The following is a 22725-nucleotide window of genomic DNA, read 5'->3' on the forward strand; positions in this document are numbered from 1 at the left end:
TCACCCCGAGTGTGACACCTCCCCGCCAGTCGGCGGCTCTTCGGTCCTGGTGGCAACCACACCGGCGCACAAACAGATCCGGGCGATGATGGACCGCAGGGGATCAGTGGCCGCGTCGTTCGCTGCAGCCCATGAGTCGCCGCGCCAAGCGGCGACGACTTCGGCAGCGACCGCTCCGATCTCGTCACCGAAGCGGGATCTGGTCCAGTCCAGCGCCGGACCAAGATCGACTTCGGACTGTTCGGCTTTCAGCAGCCGCCCGGCGAGTTCGATGCACATCATGACAGTGAGGAACAGTCGGACCCGGTCGGACGCCTTCCCGGTCTGGCGGACCAGTTCGTCGAGCAATCCGTACGCGGGGCCGGAGTCACCGCCCGAGACCAGGCCGGCGATCACCCGGTCCAGGGCCGCTGCGCCGCCCGCCGCACGACCGCGGCCCTGCCCTCCCGGCCGCGAACGGCACGTGCCCTAGCGATCTCTCGGCGACTCCGGTTCTTCGTCCGTCTGGATCGACTCCGTGTGTCATGCTTCCTCCTTCGCCAATCTGAATTCGAACACTAGTGCGAATGTCTGACACTCTGTCGCCGCGGCCGAGGCGGCTAGGTCAGGCCTGGTCCGACAGCCCGACAGATCGGCCAACCAGCGGGTAGGGATCCGCCGATTGCACACCGGCCGACGCCGTCGGATCGTGCAAACAATCGACACTCAGCCGATGGGATCCGTGGTGATCAACTTCCTAGACTCACGCTCGGCGGGCCGTACCGGAGTCCGCACAACGACGTGAGGATGACCCGACGTGGACGAACCGTGGCCGATCAGCGCGACCGAGTTGTGTGATCGTTTCGCAGCCGTGCCGACAGCGGCCGTCAACGATGTGCTGCGCGCCGACGGCTTGATCAGTCAGGTGCTGCCGCCAACGCTGGCACCGCTCGACCCGGCCATGCGCACGGCAGGGCTGGCCTTCACGATCAAGGGCAGCAAAAGTCTGGAGTTATCCGGCGAGATGGCCGAGCGCGCCGCCATGTTGGAGGCCATTCAGCCGGACACGGTCTGCATCTGGGACACCTCGGGCGACGACGAGTCGGCCCAGTGGGGCGAGGTGATGACCATGGCGGCACAACGACGAGGCAGCCGCGGCGCGGTCGTCGACGGTGGAGTCCGCGACACCAAGGCTGTGCTCGGCCTCGGCTTCCCCCTGTTCTGCCGCTACCGCACCTCCAACGGCATGCTCGGCCGCTTCCGGATGACCGCCTTCCAGGTGCCCATCCGCGTAGGCGGGGTGATCATCAGGCCCGGTGACCTCGTCGTCGGCGACCTGGACGGGGTGATCATCGTGCCCCAGGAACGCGCCTACGCGGTCCTGCTGGCCGCCGAGAAAATCAAGGATGCCGAGGTCGAACTCAAACAGATGATCATCGACGGCGTGCCCCCGAAGGAGGTGATCGATCGTGGCGGCTACTTCTGATCCGCAGACTCCGTTCGAGGTGGCGGTGCGGCTCTACGATCATTACGAGAGCATCACCGAGGTCAAGCACTACTACGGGGTGCTGGCCGTGTATGCCCTGGCGCGGACCGCCGAAGCGGCCGGCGACGAGGAGCTCTGGCGACGGGTCGAGGCCATTCTGCGCCGCTTCCCGGAGGAGATCGAGCACCCGCGGTACAACTTCCCCAGCTACCGGATCGGCGGCATCGCCCAGGCGTTTGCCGTGGCCGCGGGCCGGATGAACGATCGCCGGGAGCTCGTACGGACGTACGCCGAGGAGCTGATGACCGCGCCCCGCGATGCCGCAGGCATCCTTACCATGATCAACCAGCCGGGCGACAAGATCTGGATCGATGTGGCGATGGCCGCGACGCCGTATCTGATCTTCGCGGGGCTGGCGTTGAACGAGGAGCGCTACGTGGCCGAGGCCGTCCATCAGGCCGTCGCCATGCATGACGCCTTCCTCGATCCCGAGAACGGTCTGCTTCATCAGTGCCGAAACTTCGTAGGCCCTGGCCTGTTGTCCCAAGATCATTGGAGCCGCGGGAACGGCTGGGGATTTCTCGCGCTGACCGAGCTCGTCCGCCACCTGCCGGCGGAGTCCCCGCACCGCCCGGGGGTCGAGCAGCGGTTCACTGCTCTGGCCGAGGCACTGCTGCCCCACCAGACCGAACGCGGGCTGTGGCGGCAGGAGATCCCCCAGGCCGACGCCTGGGAGGAGTCTTCCGGCTCGGGCCTGATCGGGTACGGCTTCGGGGTCGGGGTGGCGGCCGGCCTGCTGGACGCCGAACGTTTCCTGGCCAGCACCCGGCGCGCCATAGCCGGGCTGACCTGCTGGGCGATCAACCCGGATTTCTCGACCGAACTGAGCTGCCCCGGCACTCTCTGTCCCGGCGACGGTGCGGCCAAGGGAACGGTGGCTGCCTACGTGGCACGGGTGCCAGTAACCGACGAACCGCACAGCTTCGCCCCGATCATGCTCGCGCTCAGCCAGTCTCCGGCGGCCGACGTCACCACGATCCCGCAGCCATGAGTGCGTTGACTCGCGCCCGTACCGTCGAAGCTGCGGCGAGCGCACAGCCGGCACCTTCCGCGCGGCCATCGCGCCGGCAGGAAGCCCGCCGTGACCGCCGGCGGCGGTTCCGGCGCGACTGGACGTTGTTGCTCCTACTGCTGCCCGGGTTGCTGTACTTCCTGATCTTCCACTACGGGGCACTGGCCGGCTACCTGATCGCGTTCCAGGACTACGTCCCGTTCCTCGGCGTCGACGGCTCGGAGTGGGTCGGATTGGCCAACTTCGCCAAGATCTTCGCCGATCCGGCGATCTGGCAGGCCTTCGCGAACACGCTGCAGATCTCCGCCCTGCAGTTGACCTTCTTCTTCCCGGCACCGATCGCGCTGGCGATCTTCCTGCACAGCATCCAGTTCGAGTTCATCCGCAAGTTCGTGCAGAACGTCGTCTACCTGCCGCACTTCATCTCCTGGGTCATCGTCGTGGCCCTGTTCCAGCAGGTGCTGGGCGCGACCGGCATCCTGAACAACTGGCTGGCCGACGGCGGCCTGGGAATCATCGATGTGATCGGCAACCCGGCGGCTTTCAAACCGCTGGTCGTGGCCCAGATCATCTGGAAGGACTGCGGCTGGGGGACGATCATCTTCCTGGCCGCTCTGGCCCGCGTGGATGAGCAACTTCTGGAGGCCTCCGCGATCGACGGAGCCGGGTGGTGGCGGCGCCTGTGGCACGTCACACTGCCTTCGCTGCGGCCGATCATCCTGTTGCTGTTCATCCTGAAGCTCGGCGACATCCTGACCGTCGGGTTCGAACAGCTCTTCCTGCAACGGGATTCGGTCGGGCCGGAAACGGCCGAGGTGCTGGATACCTTCGTCTACTTCTCCGGAGTGATCGGCGGCAACTGGGGTTACGCGACGGCGGTCGGTCTGATCAAGGGCCTGTTGGCCGCGATCTTGGTCTACGCCGCCAACAAGACCGCCCACCGGCTGGGCGAGCAAGGACTCTTCCGATGACCGACCTGATCCAGCGCACGATCTTGAGGCGTACACCGCGGCCGGCCTGGATGCCCGCGCCAAGTCCCTTCGTGGTGGCGTTGAAGGCCGTCTCGTTGGTGATCATCCTGGCGCTGGTGATCTTCCCCTTCCTGGTCGTGGTCGGCACCAGCCTGGCCAGCCAGCAGGAGGTAATCGACAGCGGCGGCTGGGTGCTGTGGCCCTCAGTGATCGACCTCTCTGCCTACCAGCAGATCCTCAGCGGAGGCGTGGTGACCCGGGCCAGCCTGGTCAGCGCCGGCGTCACCGTCACCGGCACGGTCTGCTCACTGGTCACGACCGTCGCGATGGCGTACGCGCTGGCCCGGCCGGGGTTGTTCGGCGGGAGACCCATCCTGGTCCTGGTGCTGCTGACATTCCTGTTCTCGCCGGGCATGATCCCGACCTACCTTGTGGTCCAATCGCTGGGCCTGCTCGGCTCGTACGCGGCCTTGATCTTGCCGGTGCTGGTCAGCGGGTTCAACCTGCTGGTCCTCCGCGGCTTCTTCCAGGGCATCCCGGAGGAACTGTACGAAGCCGCCCGGATCGACGGGGCCAGCGAATGGCGGATCATGATCAAGATCGCCCTGCCGCTGTCCAAGGCCGCCATCGCCGTGGTCGGACTGTTCTATGCCGTCGCGTACTGGAACTCGTTCTTCTCCGCGATCCTCTACCTCCAGGACTCCACGATGTGGCCACTGCAGGTCGTGCTGCGGCAGTACGTCCTCGAAGGCTCGCCCCTGGCCGGATCCATCGCCACTGCCGAGTCCCGGCTCAGCGCCCCGACCTCCATCCAGATGGCCGTTGTGGTGCTGGCCATGATCCCGATCGTCTGTGTCTATCCCTTCGTCCAACGGCATTTCGCCAAGGGCGTCCTGACCGGCGCCATCAAGTCCTGATCATCGTTGGACCCAGTCCTCAAGGAAGAGTGAATCATGAACGAGGTATCCCGTCGTTCCGTTCTGCGCCTGCTTGGTGCCGGCACGGCCACGGCCACGCTCGGTCCGTACCTGGCCGGGTGTTCTGCCGCCGGTGGAGCGGCCGGCACCGGAAACAGCGGCCGGGAGGCCGCACCCTGGCCGACCTTCGTCAAGGCGGTTGGCCCGACGCCGGACCTGCCGGCCACTCTGGCTGACAGCGCGGTCAACGGTTACTACACGTACCCGTCGGAGCTAATGCAGTCGGTCGCGGAGCCTCCCGGCGACGGGTCCAAGATCAGCGCTCAGATCCTGACCTACAGCCCGCCACCGAATCCCGCCTCGGCGAACAAGCTGTGGGCGGCGATCAACCAGGCGCTCAACGTCGATCTTCAGTTGAACCTCGTACCAGCTGCCGAATACGCCCAGAAACTAGCAGCGGTGACCGCGACGAACGATCTTCCCGACACGATGTTGATCACTTCGATGCCGCGGGCCAAGCAGTTCGTCGCTGCGAAGTGTGCCGACCTGACCGAGTACCTGAGCGGTGACGCGATCAAGGAATACCCCAACCTGGCCGCGATCCCCCAGTACGCCTGGGAGGCGATGGGGCACGTCGACGGCGGCATATACGGCATCCCCCTGCCCCGCGCCCGCGCCGCCAGCGTGTTCCATGTCAATCGTGATCAACTCGACGGTGTCGGCGCCACCGACGACTGGACTCGTGATCAGTTCGTGGCGGCAATGAAGGCCTGCAGCGCCGGCGGCAGGTACGGACTCGGTACCTGGGCCGGCGGCGGCTATGCCGTCGAAGTATTCGCCGGAGCCTTCGGTGCCCCGAACGGCTGGCGGGTCGACGGCGGCACGTTCACCCCGGCCTACGCGGCACCGGAATACAAGGAGGCCATCGCCTTCGCCCGAGACCTGGTCAAGTCCGGGACGTTCCATCCGAACTCGAACACGGCATCGCAGAACGACATCATGACCCAGTACTACGCGGCCACCCTGGCCGCCGTGCCGGGCAACTTCATGAACTACGCCAACGGCGTCTACTTCGACCGGGTCGGCGGCCGGTTCACCACCGACGTTTCGCTGCCGATCGGCGGACAGCACTCGTACCTCGGTTCCGGCATCTTCGGCTACACCGTCTTCAAGAAGGCCGATCCGGAACGTATCAAGATGTTGCTCCGGATCTGCAATTATCTCGCCGCACCCTACGGAACGGTCGAGTACGAGACCGTCTCCCTCGGCCTCGAGGGAGAGCACTTCACCCGGACCTCGGACGGACTGACCAAGACCGCGCTCGCCGAGACCGAGAACGAGAACACGGTGCCGGTGAAGTACATCGCCGACGCGATGGAGTTCATCCAGGTGCCCGGCAACCGAAAGGCGACCCAGCGCGGTTTCGAGGTGTACGAGAAGGTCGTTGCCCTGGGCACCCCGAACCCCAGTCTGGGCCTGGATTCCGAGACGGCGGACAAGGACAGCGTCGCCCTCGGTCAGAAGCTCAGTGATCTTGCCAATGGCATCATCGCCGGGCGGAACGACCTCGCGGAATGGGACGCCGCCGTACAGACCTATCTGCGCGACGGCGGACAGAAGATGGCCGACGAGTTCGCGGCGGCCTCAGCCGCGCGCTGAGGCCGGCGGGAGCTTGATCAACTCCTTCAGGCCGTCTGGGTGGCCGAGCACGATCCCGTCGCCGACCCAGGCCACGTGCCAGGACCGGATCCTCGGCTCGATGTCGAGGACCACCGAGTACACGGCCCGGTGCCGGCGGCCTGCCGGGGCCTCGAAGACGAGATCCGCGCCGCTTCCCTCCTGGCCCTGGCCGGGCGCGTCCGGATGAGGGTCGTAGACATCGTGCAGGGTCGAGTGATGCTGCTCCAGCGGCCAGTCGGCCGGGCAATCGTCGGTGCGGGCATCCAGCAGGAAGAACTTGGCCGCAGCACCGTTCCGTCGCAGCACGGTGCGCCGATCGGTCGCCCGGTTGATCGACAACAGCCCGTCCCGGTTGTTGATCACGAACCGGCTGGCGAGCCGCACCGGCTCGTCGGCGACGACCTCGTCCATGATCAGCAACAGGTGCGGTGGACGGAACAGCCAGGTACGGCGGGCCGTGCGGAGCGGCGGTCCGTAGGCCGCGGCGACATCGGTGCCGACCAGCCAGCCCGGGTTCACCAGGTCGGTGTCCCACGGGGCCGGACCAGTGAGGCTGCCGGTCCGGCGGCCGTCGGTTCGCTGTGGCAGCACGACGCCGTCCGCGCCGGTGACGGTCCAGGTGCTGTGGGCGGTCTCGGCGACGGCGGCCCGGTAGGCAGGCAGCCGGTAGCAGCAGTGCCCGGGGTCGCTGAAGATCACTTCGCCGCCGTGTCCCAGGACGAAGCTGCCGGCGTCCCCGTGCCGGTGGCTGTTGACCCGCAGGGCGTCGTGGCCGCCCTGGATCGCCAGCACGGTCTTCTCTCGTTCGGGTCCGCGCAAGATGACGGTGCCGACCGCGAACCGTTGCGCAGCGTCGAGTCCGGCTGCAGCAGGGTCGAGCGGTTCCGCGCATCCGGGGAGGTTGCGCAGGCTACGCCAGGTTGGCTGGTGGAAGAATCCGAAGGTCGACAGGTCGGTGGGCGCCAGCTCGGCCTCGGCGTATCCGAGGTCGTACAACCATCGGGCCAGCCCGGCCTCACGACCTGTGGCCTCTCGGGCCAGGAAGAGCAGGACGTCGGCCGGCGGCCGAGCGGTCACCGCCGAGTCGCCGAAGTTGATCATGCTCAGGTAGCCACCGCCACCCCACCGGCTGGCGACGTCCGCGAACATGATCGACTGAGCCACCCACGGCAGGCAGCGGCTCAACGACTCCACCAATCGCCCGTGCAGCTCGGCCGGCCAGACCAGCCCGTGGTCCGCCGCCAACTCGGCGACATGGGACAGGTGGACGGCCGCGTAGCTCCAGTACTGGACCGACTCCCCGTAGCTGTCGCCCTCAGTCAGTGCGACCGCCCGGTCCACCCGCTCGGCCAGGCTCGCAACCCGGCGTTCGTCGCCGATGATCAACGCACAGGCGGAGTAGCCGTCGAGCAGCACGTGATACCAATTGTTCATCGCGACTCCGCCGGACTCGCGGAGTTCGAGAGCTCGCTCGCACGGCTCCAGGCAACGCAGAGTGAGCGCCTCGGCCACCTCCGCCCGATCGATCAGGGTCGGGCACAACCGGAGCACGGTGGCGACGGCCAGTCCCAGATGGGCCGTCTCCAGGCTCCCGATCGACGGCAGGGTGCGCGATCGGAATTCCGGCCCGATCCACAGATCCGGATCGAGCCCGCACAACCGCCTCACCTCCGAGCGGAGCCAAGCCGCCCGTACGGCGGACGGCTCGATCGACTGCAGATAGGCGACATCACCCAGGCGTTCCCAGGCCACGTGCCACCAGTCGGCCCGGTCGTTCGGATCGTCCAGGGTCGGCAGCCGGACCCATCGGTCAGCCCGGCGCCGGATCACGTCGAGCAGGCGTTCCTGGACCACGTTGTCGGTCATGAGCGCCGATTCTGCCCACCGCCACTGATGGCACGCCATGAGCAGACCGGCGACTCCTTGCACGATCCGCTGTTCCTGGATACCAGCGCATCGTGCAAATCTTCGACGGCACGACAATGGCGCTGACCGCGAAGTCCAGCCAGGGTTGACGTCATCACACACTCGACCCGAGGGGCACCACCTTGATCGACTTGGCCGGCCGCCGGATCGCCGTGACCGGAGCCACCGGCGGCATCGGATCGTCACTGTCCGAAGCGTTGTCGGCGACCGGGGCGCGCCTGGCGATCACGGGGCGATCACCCGGCGCGCTCGGCCAGCTGACCCGCCTGCCCGGCGTGGAGGTCGCCCGGACCGCCTCGATCACCGACGAGCCGGCTGTGGCTTCCTTCCTCGCCTCGGCCGCCGATGCCTTCGGCGGCCTGGACGCTCTGATCACCCTCGCCGGGCGTTCCATCCCGGGCCAAGTCGCCGAGACGACGATCGACCAGTTCACCGAGATCATGGACAGCAACCTGCTGGGTACCTTCTTGGCCTGCAAACACGCCGTCGACAAGATCGTTCCAGGTGGCTTGATCATCTCCGTCGGCTCGATGGCGGCCCTGCGGCCGAATGCGACCGCGCCGCTCTACTGCACGGCCAAGGCCGCAGTCGCAATGTTCGGTCAGGCCCTGAACCTGCAACTCGCGGACCGGCGGATCAGGGTCACCACAATCAACCCTGGCGGCGTCGACACGGGCTTCTGGGGTGACCGGCCGGTCGATCGCAGCACCTTGCTGAGCCCGGGCGATGTGGCGGAATCGATCATGTTCACGCTGCGGCTACCCAGCCACGTCGCGGTCCGAGAGCTCACCCTCGAGTCGACCGGCCGGCGCGGGTGATCATGACGCCGACCCGGCGATCAGCGCTTCGTCAAGGCGGACGGCGGTGTCCCGGTGACCTTCTTGAACAGTCGGCTGAAGTAGTACACGTCGCGAAAGCCGGACAGCCGGGCGGTCTCGGTGACATTGAACTCGCCGCTGGTCAGGAACTCGATCGCCTTGGTGATCTTGACGTGCTGCTGGTACGCGGTCGCCGTCATCCCGGTGACCTCTTTGAATGTCAGCCGGAAGTGAGAGGGGCTCAGTCCGCAGCCGTCCGCCAACTCGTCGACCGAGTACGTGTGCGCGAAGTTCTCCCGGAGCATGGCGGTGATCTCGGAGATCCGCCGGGTGTGCGGACGCCGCAACTCGGGAAGGAGGTGTTCGTGGATGATCTGGTTCAGCACGATCGAGGTCTGCCCCCTGATGTTGAGCTGGAATCCCGGCGACCGTGCCGACCAGGAGCCGTACATGCCGTGGAAAATCCCGGAGAGATCCTGCGGCACGTCGTAGCTCACGGCCGGCAATTCCGTGAGCGCGGCCAGGTCGTCCGCACCGCCGGAGAGATCGAAAGCCACCGACATGAAGTGCCAGGGGTCGCCCGGATCACTGGCCGCGGTGTGATCGACGCCCTTCGGCATGAAGATCAACGCCCCCGTCCGGATCGAATGGGCGACGCCCGCGATCCGGTAAAAGGCCCGGCCGGAGACCGCGTACGCGAGGATGTGCGAACGACTGTTGACGAAATCCGCGATCCGCCAGCCCGGATTCGGCGGGCGGTCGATGACGTAGTCGATCTCGGTCACCGTCAGATCCCAGTCCTGCATGAGGCACCTTCCCGAAAGCGTCAGTGACGATGATCATCCGAACCCACGCCGTGCCCGGCCGCTGGCTCGTCCACGCCTACTACACGGTGTCACCCTTCGCTCCCGACGGCAGCGGCAGAATCCTCACCGGCGGGGCCGACCTCCAGCACAACGTCGGGGAAGTCCTTATCCTATCCGCCGACGGTGAGGTCCTTGATCGTTTCGGCGATGGACCGTCCGAGGCCTCCTTCTTCCACACCGGCCGATGGCAGACCTGGTCGCCGAGCGCCGAATTCGCCTACTACACGCAGGGCATGCTGAGCCGCCCACAGGTGGTCCGGCGGGAGGTCGCCACCGGTTCTGAGCTGGTCGTCGACGGCGATCTCGAAGGGGCGCCGCCCGCGGACGCGCCGCTGCTGTCCGGGCTGCTCGGCATGCTCCATGCTGCCGGTGCCGGCGACGGCAGCTACGACGCGGACCGGTCACCGGTGCCGTTCGCCGACCGGTCGGCTCACGGACTGTTCCGATACCGGTTCTCCCCGCCGTCGGCCACCCTGGTCCGCAGCGTCGCCGAGGTCCTGGCTGACCATCCCGCGGTAGATCGACTGCTGGCCGCCGATCGGGAGACACTGGCCCGGTTGGGCACGCCCCTGTCGCTGATGATCTACTGCGTGCGATGGAGCCCCAATGGCCGACGGCTGCTGTTCTACTTCGGCAATCATTTGGCTGCACACAGCCGTGGCGAGCCCAAGATCGGTTATGTGATGACCGCATCCGCCGACCTGACCGACGTACGTCTGGCCGTGGATCTGAGCTTCGGCGTACCGGGCGTGCACTGGTCCTGGCAACCCGACAACGAACGCCTGATCGGCTACGGCCCAGATCCGGAGGCACCGGAGCAGCTGTGCCTGGCCGAAGTGATCTTCGACGGCTCGGGATACCGCAAGCTCAGTGATCACGCCAGCGGCGGCCATCCGTCCGCCAGCCCGACCGATCCGGACCTGCTCGTCAGCGATGCCGTGACCAGCACCGGCGGCGAGGTGATCTTCTTGTCCCGTCGGACCGGAACGGTGATCGCCACGGAGCCGCTGCCGAAGTTCCGCGGCGCCAAGCCCCCGCGCGGCCGGACTCCGCTCAGCACGGACCATCATCCGGTCTTCCATCCCAGTGGTGACCGGGTACTGGCAAACGCGCTGCCGGATGACCACGCCGTGCTGGTCGAGATCGCGGTGCCGCGATGAGCCTGTGGTCGTGGCTGGACGGCGGCCTCAGCCAGCCAGGCCGCGCCGGCCTCGGTCAGCGCCTGGTCAGCCGGGTCGGTCTGTTCAAAGCTCGCCGGCACGCCCGGGTGCACGCACCGGAGGACTGCCTGCTGCATCCAGATGCCTTGATCCACCCCCGCGGTGACGTGATCAGCTTCGGAGCGAGCTGCGTAGTCTCCCCCGGTGCGATCGTGCAGGGCCGCGTGACCTTCGGTGATCACTGTTCGATCCAGTCCTACGCCGTCGTCGTCGGCTACCCGGGGGCCGGCATCATGATCGGCAACGACGTCCGGATCGCACCACACGCCATGCTGATCGGCGCCGACCATGTGTTCGCCGACCCTGGCGTGCCGATCCGTACCCAGGGATTGCGGCCCGGCCCGATCGTGATCGAGGACGACGTCTGGGTGGCCGGCCGGGTCATGATCACCGCCGGAGTCCGGGTCGGTACCGGCAGCGTCATCGCTGCCGGCGCGGTCGTCACCAGGGACGTGCCGCCGATGAGCGTGGTCGCCGGAGTACCCGCGCGGGTCATCAAGTCCCGGTGACCGCCGCATCGGCTGGGTCCGCGGCGTACCGGGCGGCGAGGGTGCGGACGGCCTCGTCGACGACCTGAGCGACGCGTTCGGCGCTCACCTCCCAGCCCGGCACGAGGAGGGTTGGCCAGAAGACGTAGTTGGAGATCATGCCCAGGAACTGGGTGGCGGCGAGGTCGGCGTCCTCGATCCGTACCGTCCCCGCCTCGTGCTCGGCCAGGAGATAGCTGCGGACGGACTCGAAGTAGGGCAGCTTGCCGTGCGAGAACTGCGCCTGGGCCAGCTCCGGGAACCGCGGCAGCTCGGCGATGACGATCCGGAACAGGTCGGTCATCTGGGGCCGGCTCAACAGCTCGGCGTACCGGCGGCCGATGATGCCGAGGCCCTCGACGACGTCGCCGACCTGCGGCGGATCCTCCTCCTCGGCGGTCGACCAGGACTCGGTCACGATCGCGTCGAACAGGGCGGCCTTGGTCGGGAACTGCTTGAACAGGGTGGCCCGCGAGACACCCGAGCGCTCGGCGATCCGCGCCAGCGACGTCCGGTCGTAGCCCAGCTCGAGAAACAGTGCGGTCGCGGCCATCACGATCAGCGCGCGCTTCTCCTGGGCGACGCGCTGGTGGTACGTCGTCACGGCGCGGTTCATGCGCCGAGCATACGAGGTGAGTGGCTTGACTCACCACTAGCGTCGACCTAGCATCCAGGAGTGGTGAGTCGATCGACTCACCACTGGGTGGCCGCTCATCGGTGGCCCCTTTCAGTCACCCACGTCGCGAAGGACCAGCTGAATGAATCGCTTCGACAAGCAAACCGTGCTCGTGACCGGTGGGACCGGCGGCCAGGGCTCGAGTCACGTACATGCCTTCCACGCGGAAGGAGCGAACGTGGTGATCGGCGGCCTCGACGCGGAACGCGGCGTCGCTCTCGCCGACGAGCTCGGGCCCCGCGCCCGCTTCGTCCGCCTTGACGTGACCGACGAGAGCTCGTGGTCCGCCGCCGTGCTCGCCGCCGAGAGCGCCTTCGGTGCCCTGAACGTGCTCGTCAACAACGCGGGCGTGCAGAACCCGCCGGCGACGATCGACAACACGGACCAGGCCACCTGGGCGCACATCCTCGACGTCAACCTCACCGGGACCTTCCTCGGCATCAAGGCCGCAGCCCCGGCGCTGCGCCGCGCGGAAGGCGGAGCCATCGTCAACATCGCCTCGACCATGGGTCTGGGCGGCACGGCCCACTACGCGCCGTACGTCGCCAGCAAGTGGGCGGTGCGCGGCCTGACCCGGACGGCAGCTCTCGAGCTCGGCCGGGACCAGATCCGGGTGAACACCATCCACCCCGGCGTGATCGCGACCCCCTTCATCCAGGAACCAGCGGCCGGCGCCACCGCGGCCATCGCCGACTTCTACTCCCCCGACCCGTTCGCCATCCCCCGGCTCGGAGAGCCGACCGACGTCACCCGGCTGCTCCTGTTCCTCACCTCGTCGGACGCGTCGTTCATCACGGGATCGGAGTACGTCATCGACGGCGGGCTCCTCCTCGGCCCCGCCCTCCAGTCCGAGGCCGCATGATCAGCCCGGGCCCGACCGGCTGGCGCGACTCCGCGCCGTTGTCGCAGCTGCCCGATCAGCTCCGACGAGCCATCGAGATCACCCCGGCCGCGGGCACCCGCGAACGGATCATCGACATCACGACGCTGGGCCGCCGCACCGGCCGGCCACGCCGGATCGAGATCTTCTTCTACCGAGCGGCGGGCCGCACCTACCTGTGCAGCGGCGCCGGCGGTGCGGCCACGGACTGGCATGCGAACCTGCTCGCCCATCCCGAGTTCACCTTCCACCTCAAGAACGGGATCCGTGCCGATCTCCCGGCCCGGGCCACGCCGGTCACCGATCCGGCCGAACGCCAGGCCGTGCTGACGGAGATCGTCGCGGACCTCAATCAGCCGCACGACCCCGGCACCATCCGGCCCACCCGGCTCGAAGACTGGGCCGCCAGCCGCCTGATGCGCATCAGCTTCGACGACCGGCCGTGATCGCGGCGAGTGGACGGAAAGACCCGCTCGTGATCGATTTCAGGCGGTCAAGCAGTCCACTCGATGACGTCAGTCCCAGGGGCCGAAGGGATCGCGTAGGAGTCGGGCGAGCTTGGTTGCAGGCAGGCCGTGGCCGACTTCCGTACCCTCGTGGATCCAGGCCGCCTGACCGAGAGTGGGCAGCAACTCCTGCTCGGCGTCGGTGAGCGGACGCACGGAGGTGTAGCCGCCGATCACCGCCGCGCGGAGCGTTTCGCCCTGCCGGTCGTCGTCGGCACTGGTGTGGCGCAGGCAGTACGCGAGGTCGTAGGCGCGCCAGCCGAAGGCGCAGTGATCGAAGTCGAAGAATCGAACCGAGCCGTCGTCGGTGAAGTGGATGTTCAGGGCCTGCGGATCGCCGTGGATGAGGCCCCAACCGCCCGGCCCCGGTTCGAACGCACCCAACCGTTCGCGGATCCGGACCGCGCAGTCCTCGATGAACCGGACGTCGCGGGGATCCGCCTCCTGCAGGGTCGGGCGCAGCCGCTGCAGTGACCGGTCGAGCAGGGTCGCCAGGTCGAGCGAGTAGCGGCTGTGCTCGGACACGAAGTCGTCGGCAGCCGCGTGAATGAGGGCGAGCGCCGTCCCCAGCCGTTCGGCTTGCGGAAGGGTCAGGTCGTTCGCGCTGACGGGTTGTCCGGGACACCAGGAGAACAGGGCGTAGTGGCGGGTCCCGGTCGGCGCCGGCCGGCTGCCGAGGGTGCCGCCGGAACGCCGTTCGATCGGGTACGAGATCGGTGCCCGCCTGGACTTCAGGTGAGTCAGCAGGTCGAGTTCGCACCGGAGATCACTCGTGTCCCTGATCCAGGACTTACCTTCCCCGTAGACCCGGAACGCGAAGGTCGCACCAGCCGCCTCGACGAGGTAGGTGTCGTTGTGGCCGTTCGCGATCAGGTCGATCCGGGTCGGTTCACGTGCGTAGTCACCTTCGATCAGCCGACGCACTTCCTCGGTGCTCAGCACGTCGGTCCCCCGCCGGAAGATCAGCGGGTCTTCGCCTCGTCCGACTCAGCCTCGTCCGACTCAACCTCATCCGGCTCGGCCTCAGCTGACTCAGCCCGCGCGGGTTTCTCGTCGGCATCCTCAGCCTGCTCGTCGTCCGCCTTCGCGTCGGTCTGGTCGGCGTCGTCCGAGTGATCATCTTCGGCCGCCGGCGGGTCGCCCTCGACGAGCTCCTCCCGGCCGGGCCGGAACTTGATCAGCAAGATCAAGACGATCACGGCGGCAACGAAGACGATCAAGGACGTGTAGTTGTTCAGCCGGAAGCCGCCGACCTCGTTCACCGGGTCGATCCGGAGTGCCTCGATCCAGAACCGGCCGGCGGTGTAGAGCGCGACGTACAGCGCGAAGACCTTGCCGTGGCCGAGCTTCAGCCGGCGGTCCAGCACGATCAGCACGACGAAGACGCCGAGGTTCCAGAGGAGTTCGTACAGGAAGGTCGGGTGGAAGGTCTCGAACTGCTCGTAGCCGGCCGGGCGGTACTGAGGATCGATGGCGAGGCCCCACGGCAGCGTGGTCGGGGCGCCGAACAGCTCCTGGTTGAACCAGTTGCCGAGCCGGCCGATCGCCTGCGCGACGATGATCCCGGGCGCCATGGCGTCGGCCAGGGCGGCGAACTTGATCTTGCGCTTGCGGGCCACCAGCCAGGCGCCCAGCGCACCGAGCGCGACGCCGCCCCAGATGCCGAGTCCGCCCTGCCAGATCTTGAACGCGTCCAGCGGATCACGGCCCGGGCCGAAGTAGAGCTGGTAGTCGGTGATCACGTGATAGAGCCGGGCACCGACGATGCCGAACGGTACGGCGGCGGCGACCACCAGCTCCATCGAGTCCGCCCGGCCGCCGCGCTCCTTCCAGCGCCGGTTGGCGATGAGGTAGGCGACGACGATGCCGATGATGATGCAGACGGCGTACGCGCGCAGCTGGAAGCCGAAGATGTTCCAGGACGACACGGGCGGGCTCGGAATGGCGAGCACCGTGAATTCGGTCATCGGGCGGCCGGCGCCTTCTCGATCATGGCGACGAGCATCTCAGGTGTCGTGGTGTTGAGGTCAACCGGGTTGCCGTCGAACGCGACGGTCGGGGTCTGCTGCACCCCGGCCCGGTCGGCGGCAGCGTTGATCGAGTCGACCCAGGCGCCATGCTTCCCGTTCGCGACGCAGTCGCCGAAGCCTGCCGGCACCTCGGTCGAGACCTTGCCGGCCAGGTCGGTCAGCTGGGCGGTGCTCCAGTCCAGGTCGCGGTTGGCGAAGAGCGCTCGGTAGTACGCGGTGCCGAAGCCGGCCTCCGCCGCGCAGGCGAAACCGTTCGCGGCGGCGGTCGAGCCGGCGTCGTGGAAGGACATCGGGTAGACATCGATCGCCACCGAGCCCTGCTGGACGGCCGCGAACAGGCCCGGCCCGTAGTCCTGCTCGAAGCCGGCGCAGCCCGGGCAGTGGAAGTCGACCCAGGCGGTCAGCACGTGCGGGGCGTCGGCGGTGCCGAGCCGGATCGGCTTCCCGTCCGCGATCTGCACCGGCGCCAGCGTCTCGACCTGCTCCGGTACGGCGCTCGGCGTCCGGTTCACCCGCCACACCTGGTAGCCGACTCCGGCGCCGATGACGAGGACGAGCAGCACGGCCCCGGCGATGATCAAGGTCCGCAGGTCTTTCCGCCGCTGGGCCCGCTGCCTTTCCTGCTCCGCCGCCTTGCCGCCCGGGCCGCCCTTCTTCGGCGCGCTCACCGGCGCCCGCCGATCAGGGACGTCTCGCGATCGGGGTCGTCGGCGGGATCCTCCTCCGGCACCGCCCGGTCGAAGCTGAACCGGCTCCGCGGCCGGACGATCAGCCAGCCGGCGCAGGCCAGCAGCCCGAGCGTGCGGATCACCTCGATGCCGTACTCCGCCTGGCCCGGCGCCACTTCACCGCCGCCGCCGAAGCAGCCGCAGTCGACGCTCAGCCCGCGGGCCGCCGCCGAGGCGACGACGGCGAGGAACAGGATCATCAGCACCGCCGACACGATCGCCGCGATCCGGGTGACGGCCCCGGCGAGCAGCACCAGGCCGAGCAGGATCGAGAAGAACGGGATCGTCCAGCCGACGGCGCCGGCCATGGCGTCCGGCAGCAGTTGGTACGCCCGCACCCCGGCCGCGGAATCGGCCAGGTTGACCATCTTGATGGCGCCCGCGGCGATCAGCACCCCACCCAGCAGCCACCGGGCCAGCGTGGAGATCCACGAACTCACCGGATGCGCGGCTGCGTAGGGGTGCTGGAGACTCACTGAGGGACTAACCCGACATCTCCCGCAATGGTTCCTGCCGTGTCCGACTTGTGACCCGGACTGTGATCACGAACACCTGCGGCCAGGTCGGCGACCAGGCTGCGCAGCCCGGACAGGTCGTCCGGCCGGCCCGCCTCGTCGGCCTCGATCAGCTTCGACACCAGGGCCGAGCCGACCACCACCGCGTCGGCGTACCCGCCGATGTCCGTGGCCTGCGCTCCGGTGGAGACGCCGAGGCCGACCCCGACGAACGCCTCCGGCACCGCGGTACGGATCCGGCCGACCAGCTCCGGCGCCGCGGAGGACACGGTGGCCCGGGCCCCGGTCACGCCCATCACGGCGGTCGCGTACACCCAGCCGCGGCACTCGTTCACGGTCCGGGCGAGCCGTTCGTCGGTCGACGACGGCGAGACCAGGAAGACCTTGTCCAGCCCGCGCGCGTCCGCGACCTCGATCCACTCGGCGCCCTCGTCGGGGGTCAGGTCGGGCGTGATCAGCCCGGCACCGCCGGCCGCGGCCAGGTCCCGGGCGAAGGCGTCGACGCCGTACCGGTCGACCAGATTCCAGTACGTCATCACGACGGCGGGTGTCCCGGTCGACGCGACGGCCTCGACCGCCGCGAACACGTCCCGGGTCCGGACCCCGCGCTCCAGCGCCGCCGTCCCGGCCCGCTGCACGGTCACGCCGTCCATCACCGGATCGCTGTACGGAATGCCGACCTCGACCAGGTCGACGCCCGGCGAGTCGCCGTCACCGGTCAGCGCGCGCATTGCCGCCAGCGACCCGGGTACGGACGGGAAGCCGACCGGGAGGTAGCCGACCAGCGCGGCCCGCCCGCTCTGCCGGATCCCGGCCAGCGCGGCCCCGGTGATTCCCTGCTCGAACCCCATGTCAGCCCAACTCCTTGCCGGCATCGACGTCGAGCTTGAACCAGTCGATCGCGGTCGCCACGTCCTTGTCGCCGCGCCCGGACAGGCTGACCAGGATCAACGGCGCTTCGCCGTCCTCGCGGCGCAGTCGTTCGCCCAGCTTGAGCGCGCCGGCCAGCGCATGCGCCGACTCGATCGCCGGCATGATCCCCTCGGTCCGGGACAGCCGCCCGAAGGCGTCCATCGCCTCGGCGTCGGTGATCGCCTCGTAGCTGGCCCGGCCGGTGCTGGCCAGCCAGGAGTGCTCGGGCCCGACGCCCGGATAGTCCAGGCCGGCCGAGATCGAGTGTGAGTCCTTGGTCTGGCCGTCCTCGTCCTGGAGCACGTACGTCCGCATCCCGTGCAGCACGCCGACCTCGCCGCCGGTGATCGCCGCCGCGTGCTTCCCGGTCTCGACGCCGTCACCGCCGGCCTCGAACCCGTACAGCGCAACGCCTTCGTCGGGGATGAAGTCGGCGAAGATGCCGAGCGCGTTCGAGCCGCCGCCGACACAGGCGGCGACGGCGTCCGGCAGCCGGCCGTAGCGGTCCAACAGCTGCGCCCGGGCCTCGGTGCTGATCACGCGCTGGAACTCGCGGACGATCATCGGGAACGGGTGCGGGCCGGCCACGGACCCGATCAGGTAATGGGTGCTGTCGACGGAGGCGACCCAGTCGCGCATTGCGTCGTTCATCGCGTCCTTGAGCGTCCGGGTGCCCGACTTCACGGGGACCACGGTGGCGCCGAGCAGCTGCATCCGGGCCACGTTGAGCGCCTGCCGCTCGGTGTCCACCTCGCCCATGTAGACCGTGCAGTCGAGGCCGAAGAGCGCCGCGGCGGTGGCGGTGGCGACGCCGTGCTGGCCGGCCCCGGTCTCGGCGATCACCCGGGTCTTGCCCATCCGGCGGGTCAGCAGCGCCTGGCCGAGCACGTTGTTGATCTTGTGCGAGCCGGTGTGGTTGAGGTCCTCGCGCTTCAGCACGATCCGGGCGCCGGAACCCTCGGCGAACCGGGGCACCTCGGTGATCGGGCTCGGGCGGCCGGTGTAGTCGGCACGCAGCGCGGCCAGTTCGGCCACGAACTCCGGATCCGCGATCGCCTTCTCGAACTCGGCGTTCAGCTGGTCCAGCGCCGCATACAGCGCCTCGGGGACGTACTTGCCGCCGAACGCGTCGAAGTGCCCGCGCTCGTCGGGCAGCCGTCGGTCGGTTGAATTCGGCGTGGATGTGCTCGACACAGTAGGAAGCTTTCCTGGAAACGGCCCCGGCACGAAACCGGGACACGGAAGATCATCGAATTGTTGCCTGATCAGGACTTGTAGAGCGCCGGATGCGCACCGGCGGCGACCAGGTCGGCCACTCCGGCCCGCGGGTCGCGACCGGTGACCAGCGCCTCACCCACCAGCACCACGTCGGCGCCGGCCCGGGCCAGCTCGATCACGTCGTGCGGGCCGCGGACTCCCGACTCGGCGATCCGGATGATCCCGCTCGGGATCGACGGTGCCAGCCGGGCGAAGGTGCTCTGGTCGACCTCGAGGGTCTGCAGGTTCCGCGCGTTGACGCCGATGATCTTGGCTCCGGCGTCGACCGCGCGCTTGATCTCGGTCGCCGTGTGCACCTCGACCAGCGGGGTCAGGCCGATCGACTCGGCCCGCTCGATCAGGCTGACCAGCTCGTTGTCGTCGAGCGCCGCCACGATCAGCAGGGCCAGATCGGCCCCGGCCGCGCGGGCCTCGAACAGCTGGTACGCCGTGACGATGAAGTCCTTGCGCAGCACCGGGATGTCGACCGCGCAGCGGACCTTGACCAGGTCTTCCAGGGAGCCGCCGAACCGGCGCCGCTCGGTCAGCACCGAGATCGCCGCGGCGCCGCCCGCCTCGTACTCACCGGCCAGGGCGGCCGGGTCCGCGATCTCGGCGAGCGCGCCCTTGCTCGGGCTGGACCGCTTCACCTCGGCGATCACGGCCACACCCGGCCCGGACAGCACCGGGCGTGGATCGATGGCCGGGTTGGCGTGCTGGACCCGCTCCTTCAGCCGGTCCAGCGACACCTCCTGCTGGCGTACCTCGAGGTCGGCCCGGACCCCGGCGATGATGTCGTCTAGTGCTCCCATAGCTGGCTCACCCGATCAGCTCGTACGGCCGGCTTCAGTCAGCGCCGAAGCCGAGTTTGCGCAGGATTTGGGTCACGATCATGGCCACGACCAGGATCGCGACCCCGATCCAGAACAGCGGCCAGTTGGGTCCGATGACCATGGCGATGCCGCCCACGACGAAGCCGATCATCGCGATCGTCACGCCGATCCAGGCAGCCGGGGTCCGTCCGTGGTGGACGTGCTTCACCCGGGTAGGAGCGGAGTTCTCCTCCGCCACCTTCGATGTGTCAGTCATGGTTCCCTCGCCTCGCCATGTTTCCCCCATTGTGGCCTCTCAGCACCCCCGAATGCACATCGGGGCCGTGAGCAGGGCCGCGACCCGGCTCAGTTGTCCGTACCAGAGCGGTCCGGGCCGTCCGCCTCGTCGGTCGGGTCGGCGCCGGCGTCCATCGCCTTCCAGAGGTCGATCGGTTCCGCGTCCGCCGTCGCGGCACCGTCGGTGTTCCGGCGGAACCGGTCGGACCGGGTCGGCCAGGACGGCGCGGTGATCATGATCAGGACCGCGGCCGCCAGCAGCAGGACGCCGGCGATCACGTACCCGATCGGCCAGGGGGTGCCGGTCAGCGCGAACTCCTGGCTCAGGCTGACCTGCTGCAGCTTGGCCCGGACAGCGGCGGTGTCCGGCTGGAACCGGAACCCGCCGACCACGACGACCGCGATCCCGACCAGCCCGAGCAGACCGGCCAGCACCTGCCGGCCGCGGCCGCGCAGCGTCAGCGCCAGCAGGAACCCGGCCAGGGCCACCGCACCGAGCGCCTGGCTCAGCCCGGCCGTCACGTCCGACCCGGTGAACGCGACGCCGGCATCGCTCCCCTGCGCCCGCCACCACGGCTGCCCGGACACGATCAGCGCCAGCAGGCCGGCCAGCGCGACCCCGGCCAGCGCGACGAACCGGGCCCGGCCCAGACTCAGCCCGGCCACCTTGTTGATCTTGGTCTCGATCATCGGTCGATGATCAACTCTGGGCGGGCACCGGCTCGGCGAACGACTCCGCCACGGAGATCGCCCGGATCACCGCGGCCGCCTTGTTCTGGCTCTCCTGATCTTCGCTGGCCGGTACCGAGTCGGCGACGATGCCGCCGCCGGCCTGGACGTACGCGACGCCGTCCTTGATCAACGCGGTCCGGATCGCGATCGCGGCGTCCGCGTCGCCGGCGAAGTCGAAGTAGCCGACCACACCGCCGTACAGGGCCCGCCGGGACACCTCCAGCTTGTCGATGATCTCCATCGCGCGCACCTTCGGCGCCCCGGACAGGGTGCCGGCCGGGAACGCCGCCAGCACCACGTCGAGGGCGCTCCGGCCGTCCGCGATGGTCCCGGTGACGGTGGACTCCAGGTGCATGATGTGGCTGTACCGGCGCACCTCGGCGAACTCGATCACCTCGACCGTGCCCGGCTGGCAGACCCGGCCGAGATCGTTGCGGCCGAGGTCGACCAGCATCACGTGCTCGGCCCGCTCCTTCGGATCGGACTCCAGCTCCGCCTCGTACGCGGCGTCCTCGGCCGGTGTCGCTCCGCGCGGCTTGGAGCCGGCGATCGGGTGCGTGATCGCGGTCCCCTCCTTGACCGTGACCAGGGCCTCCGGCGAGCAGCCGACGATGTCGAAGCCGTCCATCCGGAGCAGATACATGTACGGGCTCGGGTTGGTCAGCCGGAGCACCCGGTAGATGTCCAGCGCGTCCGCCGAGGTCTCCACCTCGAACCGCTGGCTCACCACGATCTGGAACGCCTCGCCGGCCTTGATCTCCTCGATCGCGGCCCGTACCGAATCCTGGTACTCGTCGGCGGTCCGCTGCCGCCGGATCGGCAGCTGGTGATCCCGGTCGGCGGCGACCACGGCGGACGGGGTCGGCCGGCGCAGCGCCTCGGTCATCGCGTCGACCCGCGCCACCGCGTCCGCGTAGGCCTCGTCGACCCGCTCGTCGGTCGCGTCGTAGTTGATCGCGTTGGCGATCAGCCACACCTCGCCGGTGTGCTGGTCCAGCACCGCCAGGTCGCTGGCCAGCAGGAACGCCAGTTCGGGGATCGCGATGTCGCCCGGGTTGGTGTCCGGCAGCACCTCGACCCGGCGGACCGCGTCGTAGCTGAGGTAGCCGACCAGGCCCGACGTGAACGGCGGCAGCCCCTCGGCGCGCGGCGTGTGCAGCAGCCGGAGCGTCTCCTGGACGGCCTGGATCGGGTCGCCACCGGTGGGCAGCCCGACCGGCGCGTGGCCGGTCCAGTGGGCCTCGCCGTCCCGCTCGGTCAGGGTGGCGACGGTCTTCACGCCGACGAACGAGTAGCGGGACCAGACGCCCTGCTCGGCGGATTCCAGCAGGTAGCTGCCGGGCAGGCCACGGCTCAGCTTGGCGTACAGGCCGACCGCGGTCTCGGTGTCGGCCAGCAGCCGCCGGTAGACGCTGATCACCCGGCGGTCCTTGGCCTGGACCCGGAACTCGTCCAGCGTCGGCGTGACCGGCGCCGCGTCCCGTACCTCCGGATCGCGGTCGAGCACGACGGCCGGCAGCTCGCGGGCGTCGAAGCAGGTGTGGGTGCCGGTGTGACAGGCCGGGCCCTCCTGGTGGACCTTGATCAACAACGCGTCGCCGTCGCAGTCCAGCCGGACCTCGCGGACCCACTGCCGGTTCCCGCTGGTCTCCCCCTTGACCCAGTGCTCCTGCCGGCTCCGCGACCAGAAGGTGGAGCGGCCGGTGGTCAACGTACGCCGCAGGGCCTCGTCGTCCATCCAACCGAGCATCAGCACGTCGCCGGTGCTCTCCTCCTGGACGACGGCGGCGATCAGGCCGTCGGGGTCGCGTTTCAGCGCTGCGGCGATGTCGGCCGGCAGCGGCTCGGGGTTGGCGGTGGTGGTCTCGGACACGGGGTCCATTGTTGCGGTTGTCACCAGGGAGTCCCGCACCGGATA

At 68.8% G+C, this 22725-nt stretch carries 24 protein-coding genes and 1 pseudogene; 10 read left to right on the forward strand and 15 right to left on the reverse strand.

The annotated features are described in order from the left end of the window. Nucleotides 1-396 (reverse strand): hypothetical protein, encoded by a 396-nt coding sequence (locus ACFQU4_RS31610; protein WP_377499855.1) that lies wholly within the window; start codon nucleotides 394-396, stop codon nucleotides 1-3. Nucleotides 397-796: 400 nt separating this feature from the next. On the opposite strand from ACFQU4_RS31610, the gene ACFQU4_RS31615 reads away from it, so the two are divergent. The 5 genes from ACFQU4_RS31615 to ACFQU4_RS31635 are packed head-to-tail and all read left to right on the forward strand — an operon-like array spanning nucleotide 797 to nucleotide 6084. Next, nucleotides 797-1465, forward strand: coding sequence for an RraA family protein (locus ACFQU4_RS31615; protein WP_377499856.1), 669 nt, complete (start codon nucleotides 797-799; stop codon nucleotides 1463-1465). Beyond that, on the forward strand, nucleotides 1449-2516 hold the full coding sequence (locus tag ACFQU4_RS31620; RefSeq protein WP_377499858.1) for a glycoside hydrolase family 88 protein: 1068 nt from the start codon (nucleotides 1449-1451) through the stop codon (nucleotides 2514-2516). The genes ACFQU4_RS31615 and ACFQU4_RS31620 overlap by 17 nt, the downstream gene beginning before the upstream one ends. Beyond that, nucleotides 2513-3508: an ABC transporter permease gene (locus ACFQU4_RS31625; RefSeq protein WP_377499859.1), complete on the forward strand. Its 996-nt coding sequence runs from the start codon at nucleotides 2513-2515 to the stop codon at nucleotides 3506-3508. The genes ACFQU4_RS31620 and ACFQU4_RS31625 overlap by 4 nt, the downstream gene beginning before the upstream one ends. Next, on the forward strand, nucleotides 3505-4425 hold the full coding sequence (locus tag ACFQU4_RS31630; protein ID WP_377499861.1) for a carbohydrate ABC transporter permease: 921 nt from the start codon (nucleotides 3505-3507) through the stop codon (nucleotides 4423-4425). Before ACFQU4_RS31625 ends, ACFQU4_RS31630 begins: the two co-directional genes overlap by 4 nt. Before the next feature lie 36 nt (nucleotides 4426-4461). After that, on the forward strand, nucleotides 4462-6084 hold the full coding sequence (locus tag ACFQU4_RS31635; RefSeq protein WP_377499863.1) for an extracellular solute-binding protein: 1623 nt from the start codon (nucleotides 4462-4464) through the stop codon (nucleotides 6082-6084). Here the strand turns inward: ACFQU4_RS31635 and ACFQU4_RS31640 are convergent. Next, complete coding sequence (locus ACFQU4_RS31640) at nucleotides 6070-7971, reverse strand: heparinase II/III family protein (RefSeq protein ID WP_377499864.1); 1902 nt, start codon at nucleotides 7969-7971, stop codon at nucleotides 6070-6072. The two genes, ACFQU4_RS31635 and ACFQU4_RS31640, sit on opposite strands and share 15 nt — an antisense overlap. Nucleotides 7972-8153: 182 nt before the next feature. On the opposite strand from ACFQU4_RS31640, the gene ACFQU4_RS31645 reads away from it, so the two are divergent. Then, on the forward strand, nucleotides 8154-8849 hold the full coding sequence (locus ACFQU4_RS31645) for an SDR family oxidoreductase (protein ID WP_377499866.1): 696 nt from the start codon (nucleotides 8154-8156) through the stop codon (nucleotides 8847-8849). A 20-nt stretch (nucleotides 8850-8869) separates the two neighbouring features. On the opposite strand, the gene ACFQU4_RS31650 is transcribed toward ACFQU4_RS31645, so the two are convergent. Next, the gene (locus ACFQU4_RS31650; protein ID WP_377499868.1) at nucleotides 8870-9655 is read right to left on the reverse strand and encodes a helix-turn-helix domain-containing protein; all 786 of its coding nucleotides are present in this window, start codon (nucleotides 9653-9655) and stop codon (nucleotides 8870-8872) included. 29 nt (nucleotides 9656-9684) lie between these two features. Between ACFQU4_RS31650 and ACFQU4_RS31655 the strand changes: the two genes are divergently transcribed. Both ACFQU4_RS31655 and ACFQU4_RS31660 read left to right on the forward strand, forming a co-directional pair. After that, nucleotides 9685-10875: a hypothetical protein gene (locus ACFQU4_RS31655; RefSeq protein ID WP_377499870.1), complete on the forward strand. Its 1191-nt coding sequence runs from the start codon at nucleotides 9685-9687 to the stop codon at nucleotides 10873-10875. Continuing rightward, the gene (locus tag ACFQU4_RS31660; protein WP_377499872.1) at nucleotides 10872-11444 is read left to right on the forward strand and encodes an acyltransferase; all 573 of its coding nucleotides are present in this window, start codon (nucleotides 10872-10874) and stop codon (nucleotides 11442-11444) included. Before ACFQU4_RS31655 ends, ACFQU4_RS31660 begins: the two co-directional genes overlap by 4 nt. Here the strand turns inward: ACFQU4_RS31660 and ACFQU4_RS31665 are convergent. Continuing rightward, nucleotides 11431-12078, reverse strand: coding sequence for a TetR/AcrR family transcriptional regulator (locus tag ACFQU4_RS31665; RefSeq protein ID WP_377499874.1), 648 nt, complete (start codon nucleotides 12076-12078; stop codon nucleotides 11431-11433). The genes ACFQU4_RS31660 and ACFQU4_RS31665 overlap by 14 nt on opposite strands. A 142-nt stretch (nucleotides 12079-12220) precedes the next feature. On the opposite strand from ACFQU4_RS31665, the gene ACFQU4_RS31670 reads away from it, so the two are divergent. Together ACFQU4_RS31670 and ACFQU4_RS31675 are read left to right on the forward strand one after the other, a co-directional pair. Beyond that, nucleotides 12221-13000 (forward strand): SDR family oxidoreductase, encoded by a 780-nt coding sequence (locus ACFQU4_RS31670; protein WP_377499876.1) that lies wholly within the window; start codon nucleotides 12221-12223, stop codon nucleotides 12998-13000. Next, on the forward strand, nucleotides 12997-13464 hold the full coding sequence (locus ACFQU4_RS31675) for a nitroreductase/quinone reductase family protein (RefSeq protein ID WP_377499878.1): 468 nt from the start codon (nucleotides 12997-12999) through the stop codon (nucleotides 13462-13464). The genes ACFQU4_RS31670 and ACFQU4_RS31675 overlap by 4 nt, the downstream gene beginning before the upstream one ends. Before the next feature lie 69 nt (nucleotides 13465-13533). On the opposite strand, the gene ACFQU4_RS31680 is transcribed toward ACFQU4_RS31675, so the two are convergent. From ACFQU4_RS31680 to hisI, 11 genes and pseudogenes are all read right to left on the reverse strand, one after another. Continuing rightward, nucleotides 13534-14466 (reverse strand): phosphotransferase enzyme family protein, encoded by a 933-nt coding sequence (locus tag ACFQU4_RS31680; RefSeq protein WP_377499880.1) that lies wholly within the window; start codon nucleotides 14464-14466, stop codon nucleotides 13534-13536. Nucleotides 14467-14486: 20 nt separating this feature from the next. Then, nucleotides 14487-15491: a prolipoprotein diacylglyceryl transferase gene (gene lgt, locus ACFQU4_RS31685; RefSeq protein WP_377499882.1), complete on the reverse strand. Its 1005-nt coding sequence runs from the start codon at nucleotides 15489-15491 to the stop codon at nucleotides 14487-14489. Further along, entirely contained in the window at nucleotides 15488-16222 is a 735-nt protein-coding gene (locus ACFQU4_RS31690) for a thioredoxin domain-containing protein (RefSeq protein ID WP_377499884.1), read from the reverse strand. The genes lgt and ACFQU4_RS31690 overlap by 4 nt, the downstream gene beginning before the upstream one ends. Then, a complete protein-coding gene (locus ACFQU4_RS31695; RefSeq protein WP_377499887.1) occupies nucleotides 16219-16722 on the reverse strand; it encodes a MauE/DoxX family redox-associated membrane protein in 504 nt (167 codons plus the stop codon). The genes ACFQU4_RS31690 and ACFQU4_RS31695 overlap by 4 nt, the downstream gene beginning before the upstream one ends. 32 nt (nucleotides 16723-16754) lie before the next feature. Beyond that, nucleotides 16755-17630, reverse strand: coding sequence for a tryptophan synthase subunit alpha (gene trpA / locus ACFQU4_RS31700; protein WP_377500014.1), 876 nt, complete (start codon nucleotides 17628-17630; stop codon nucleotides 16755-16757). Between the two features lie 19 nt (nucleotides 17631-17649). After that, complete coding sequence (gene trpB / locus ACFQU4_RS31705; protein ID WP_377499889.1) at nucleotides 17650-18903, reverse strand: tryptophan synthase subunit beta; 1254 nt, start codon at nucleotides 18901-18903, stop codon at nucleotides 17650-17652. A 71-nt stretch (nucleotides 18904-18974) separates the two neighbouring features. Further along, a complete protein-coding gene (trpC, locus tag ACFQU4_RS31710) occupies nucleotides 18975-19778 on the reverse strand; it encodes an indole-3-glycerol phosphate synthase TrpC (protein ID WP_377499892.1) in 804 nt (267 codons plus the stop codon). A 34-nt stretch (nucleotides 19779-19812) separates the two neighbouring features. After that, a complete protein-coding gene (locus tag ACFQU4_RS31715) occupies nucleotides 19813-20055 on the reverse strand; it encodes an HGxxPAAW family protein (RefSeq protein WP_377499894.1) in 243 nt (80 codons plus the stop codon). A gap of 89 nt (nucleotides 20056-20144) precedes the next feature. After that, nucleotides 20145-20765, reverse strand: a complete 621-nt coding sequence (locus tag ACFQU4_RS31720; RefSeq protein WP_377499896.1) for a Trp biosynthesis-associated membrane protein — start codon at nucleotides 20763-20765, stop codon at nucleotides 20145-20147. Nucleotides 20766-20775: 10 nt separating this feature from the next. Continuing rightward, nucleotides 20776-22314 (reverse strand): anthranilate synthase component I, encoded by a 1539-nt coding sequence (locus ACFQU4_RS31725; protein ID WP_377500016.1) that lies wholly within the window; start codon nucleotides 22312-22314, stop codon nucleotides 20776-20778. Between the two features lie 18 nt (nucleotides 22315-22332). Next, nucleotides 22333-22689 (reverse strand): annotated as a pseudogene (gene hisI, locus ACFQU4_RS31730) (phosphoribosyl-AMP cyclohydrolase); the annotation flags it as partial. Nucleotides 22690-22725: the final 36 nt, after the last annotated feature.

The sequence above is a fragment of the Microlunatus sp. GCM10028923 genome (genome assembly GCF_042666975.1).
Lineage (GTDB): Bacteria > Actinomycetota > Actinomycetes > Propionibacteriales > Propionibacteriaceae > Microlunatus.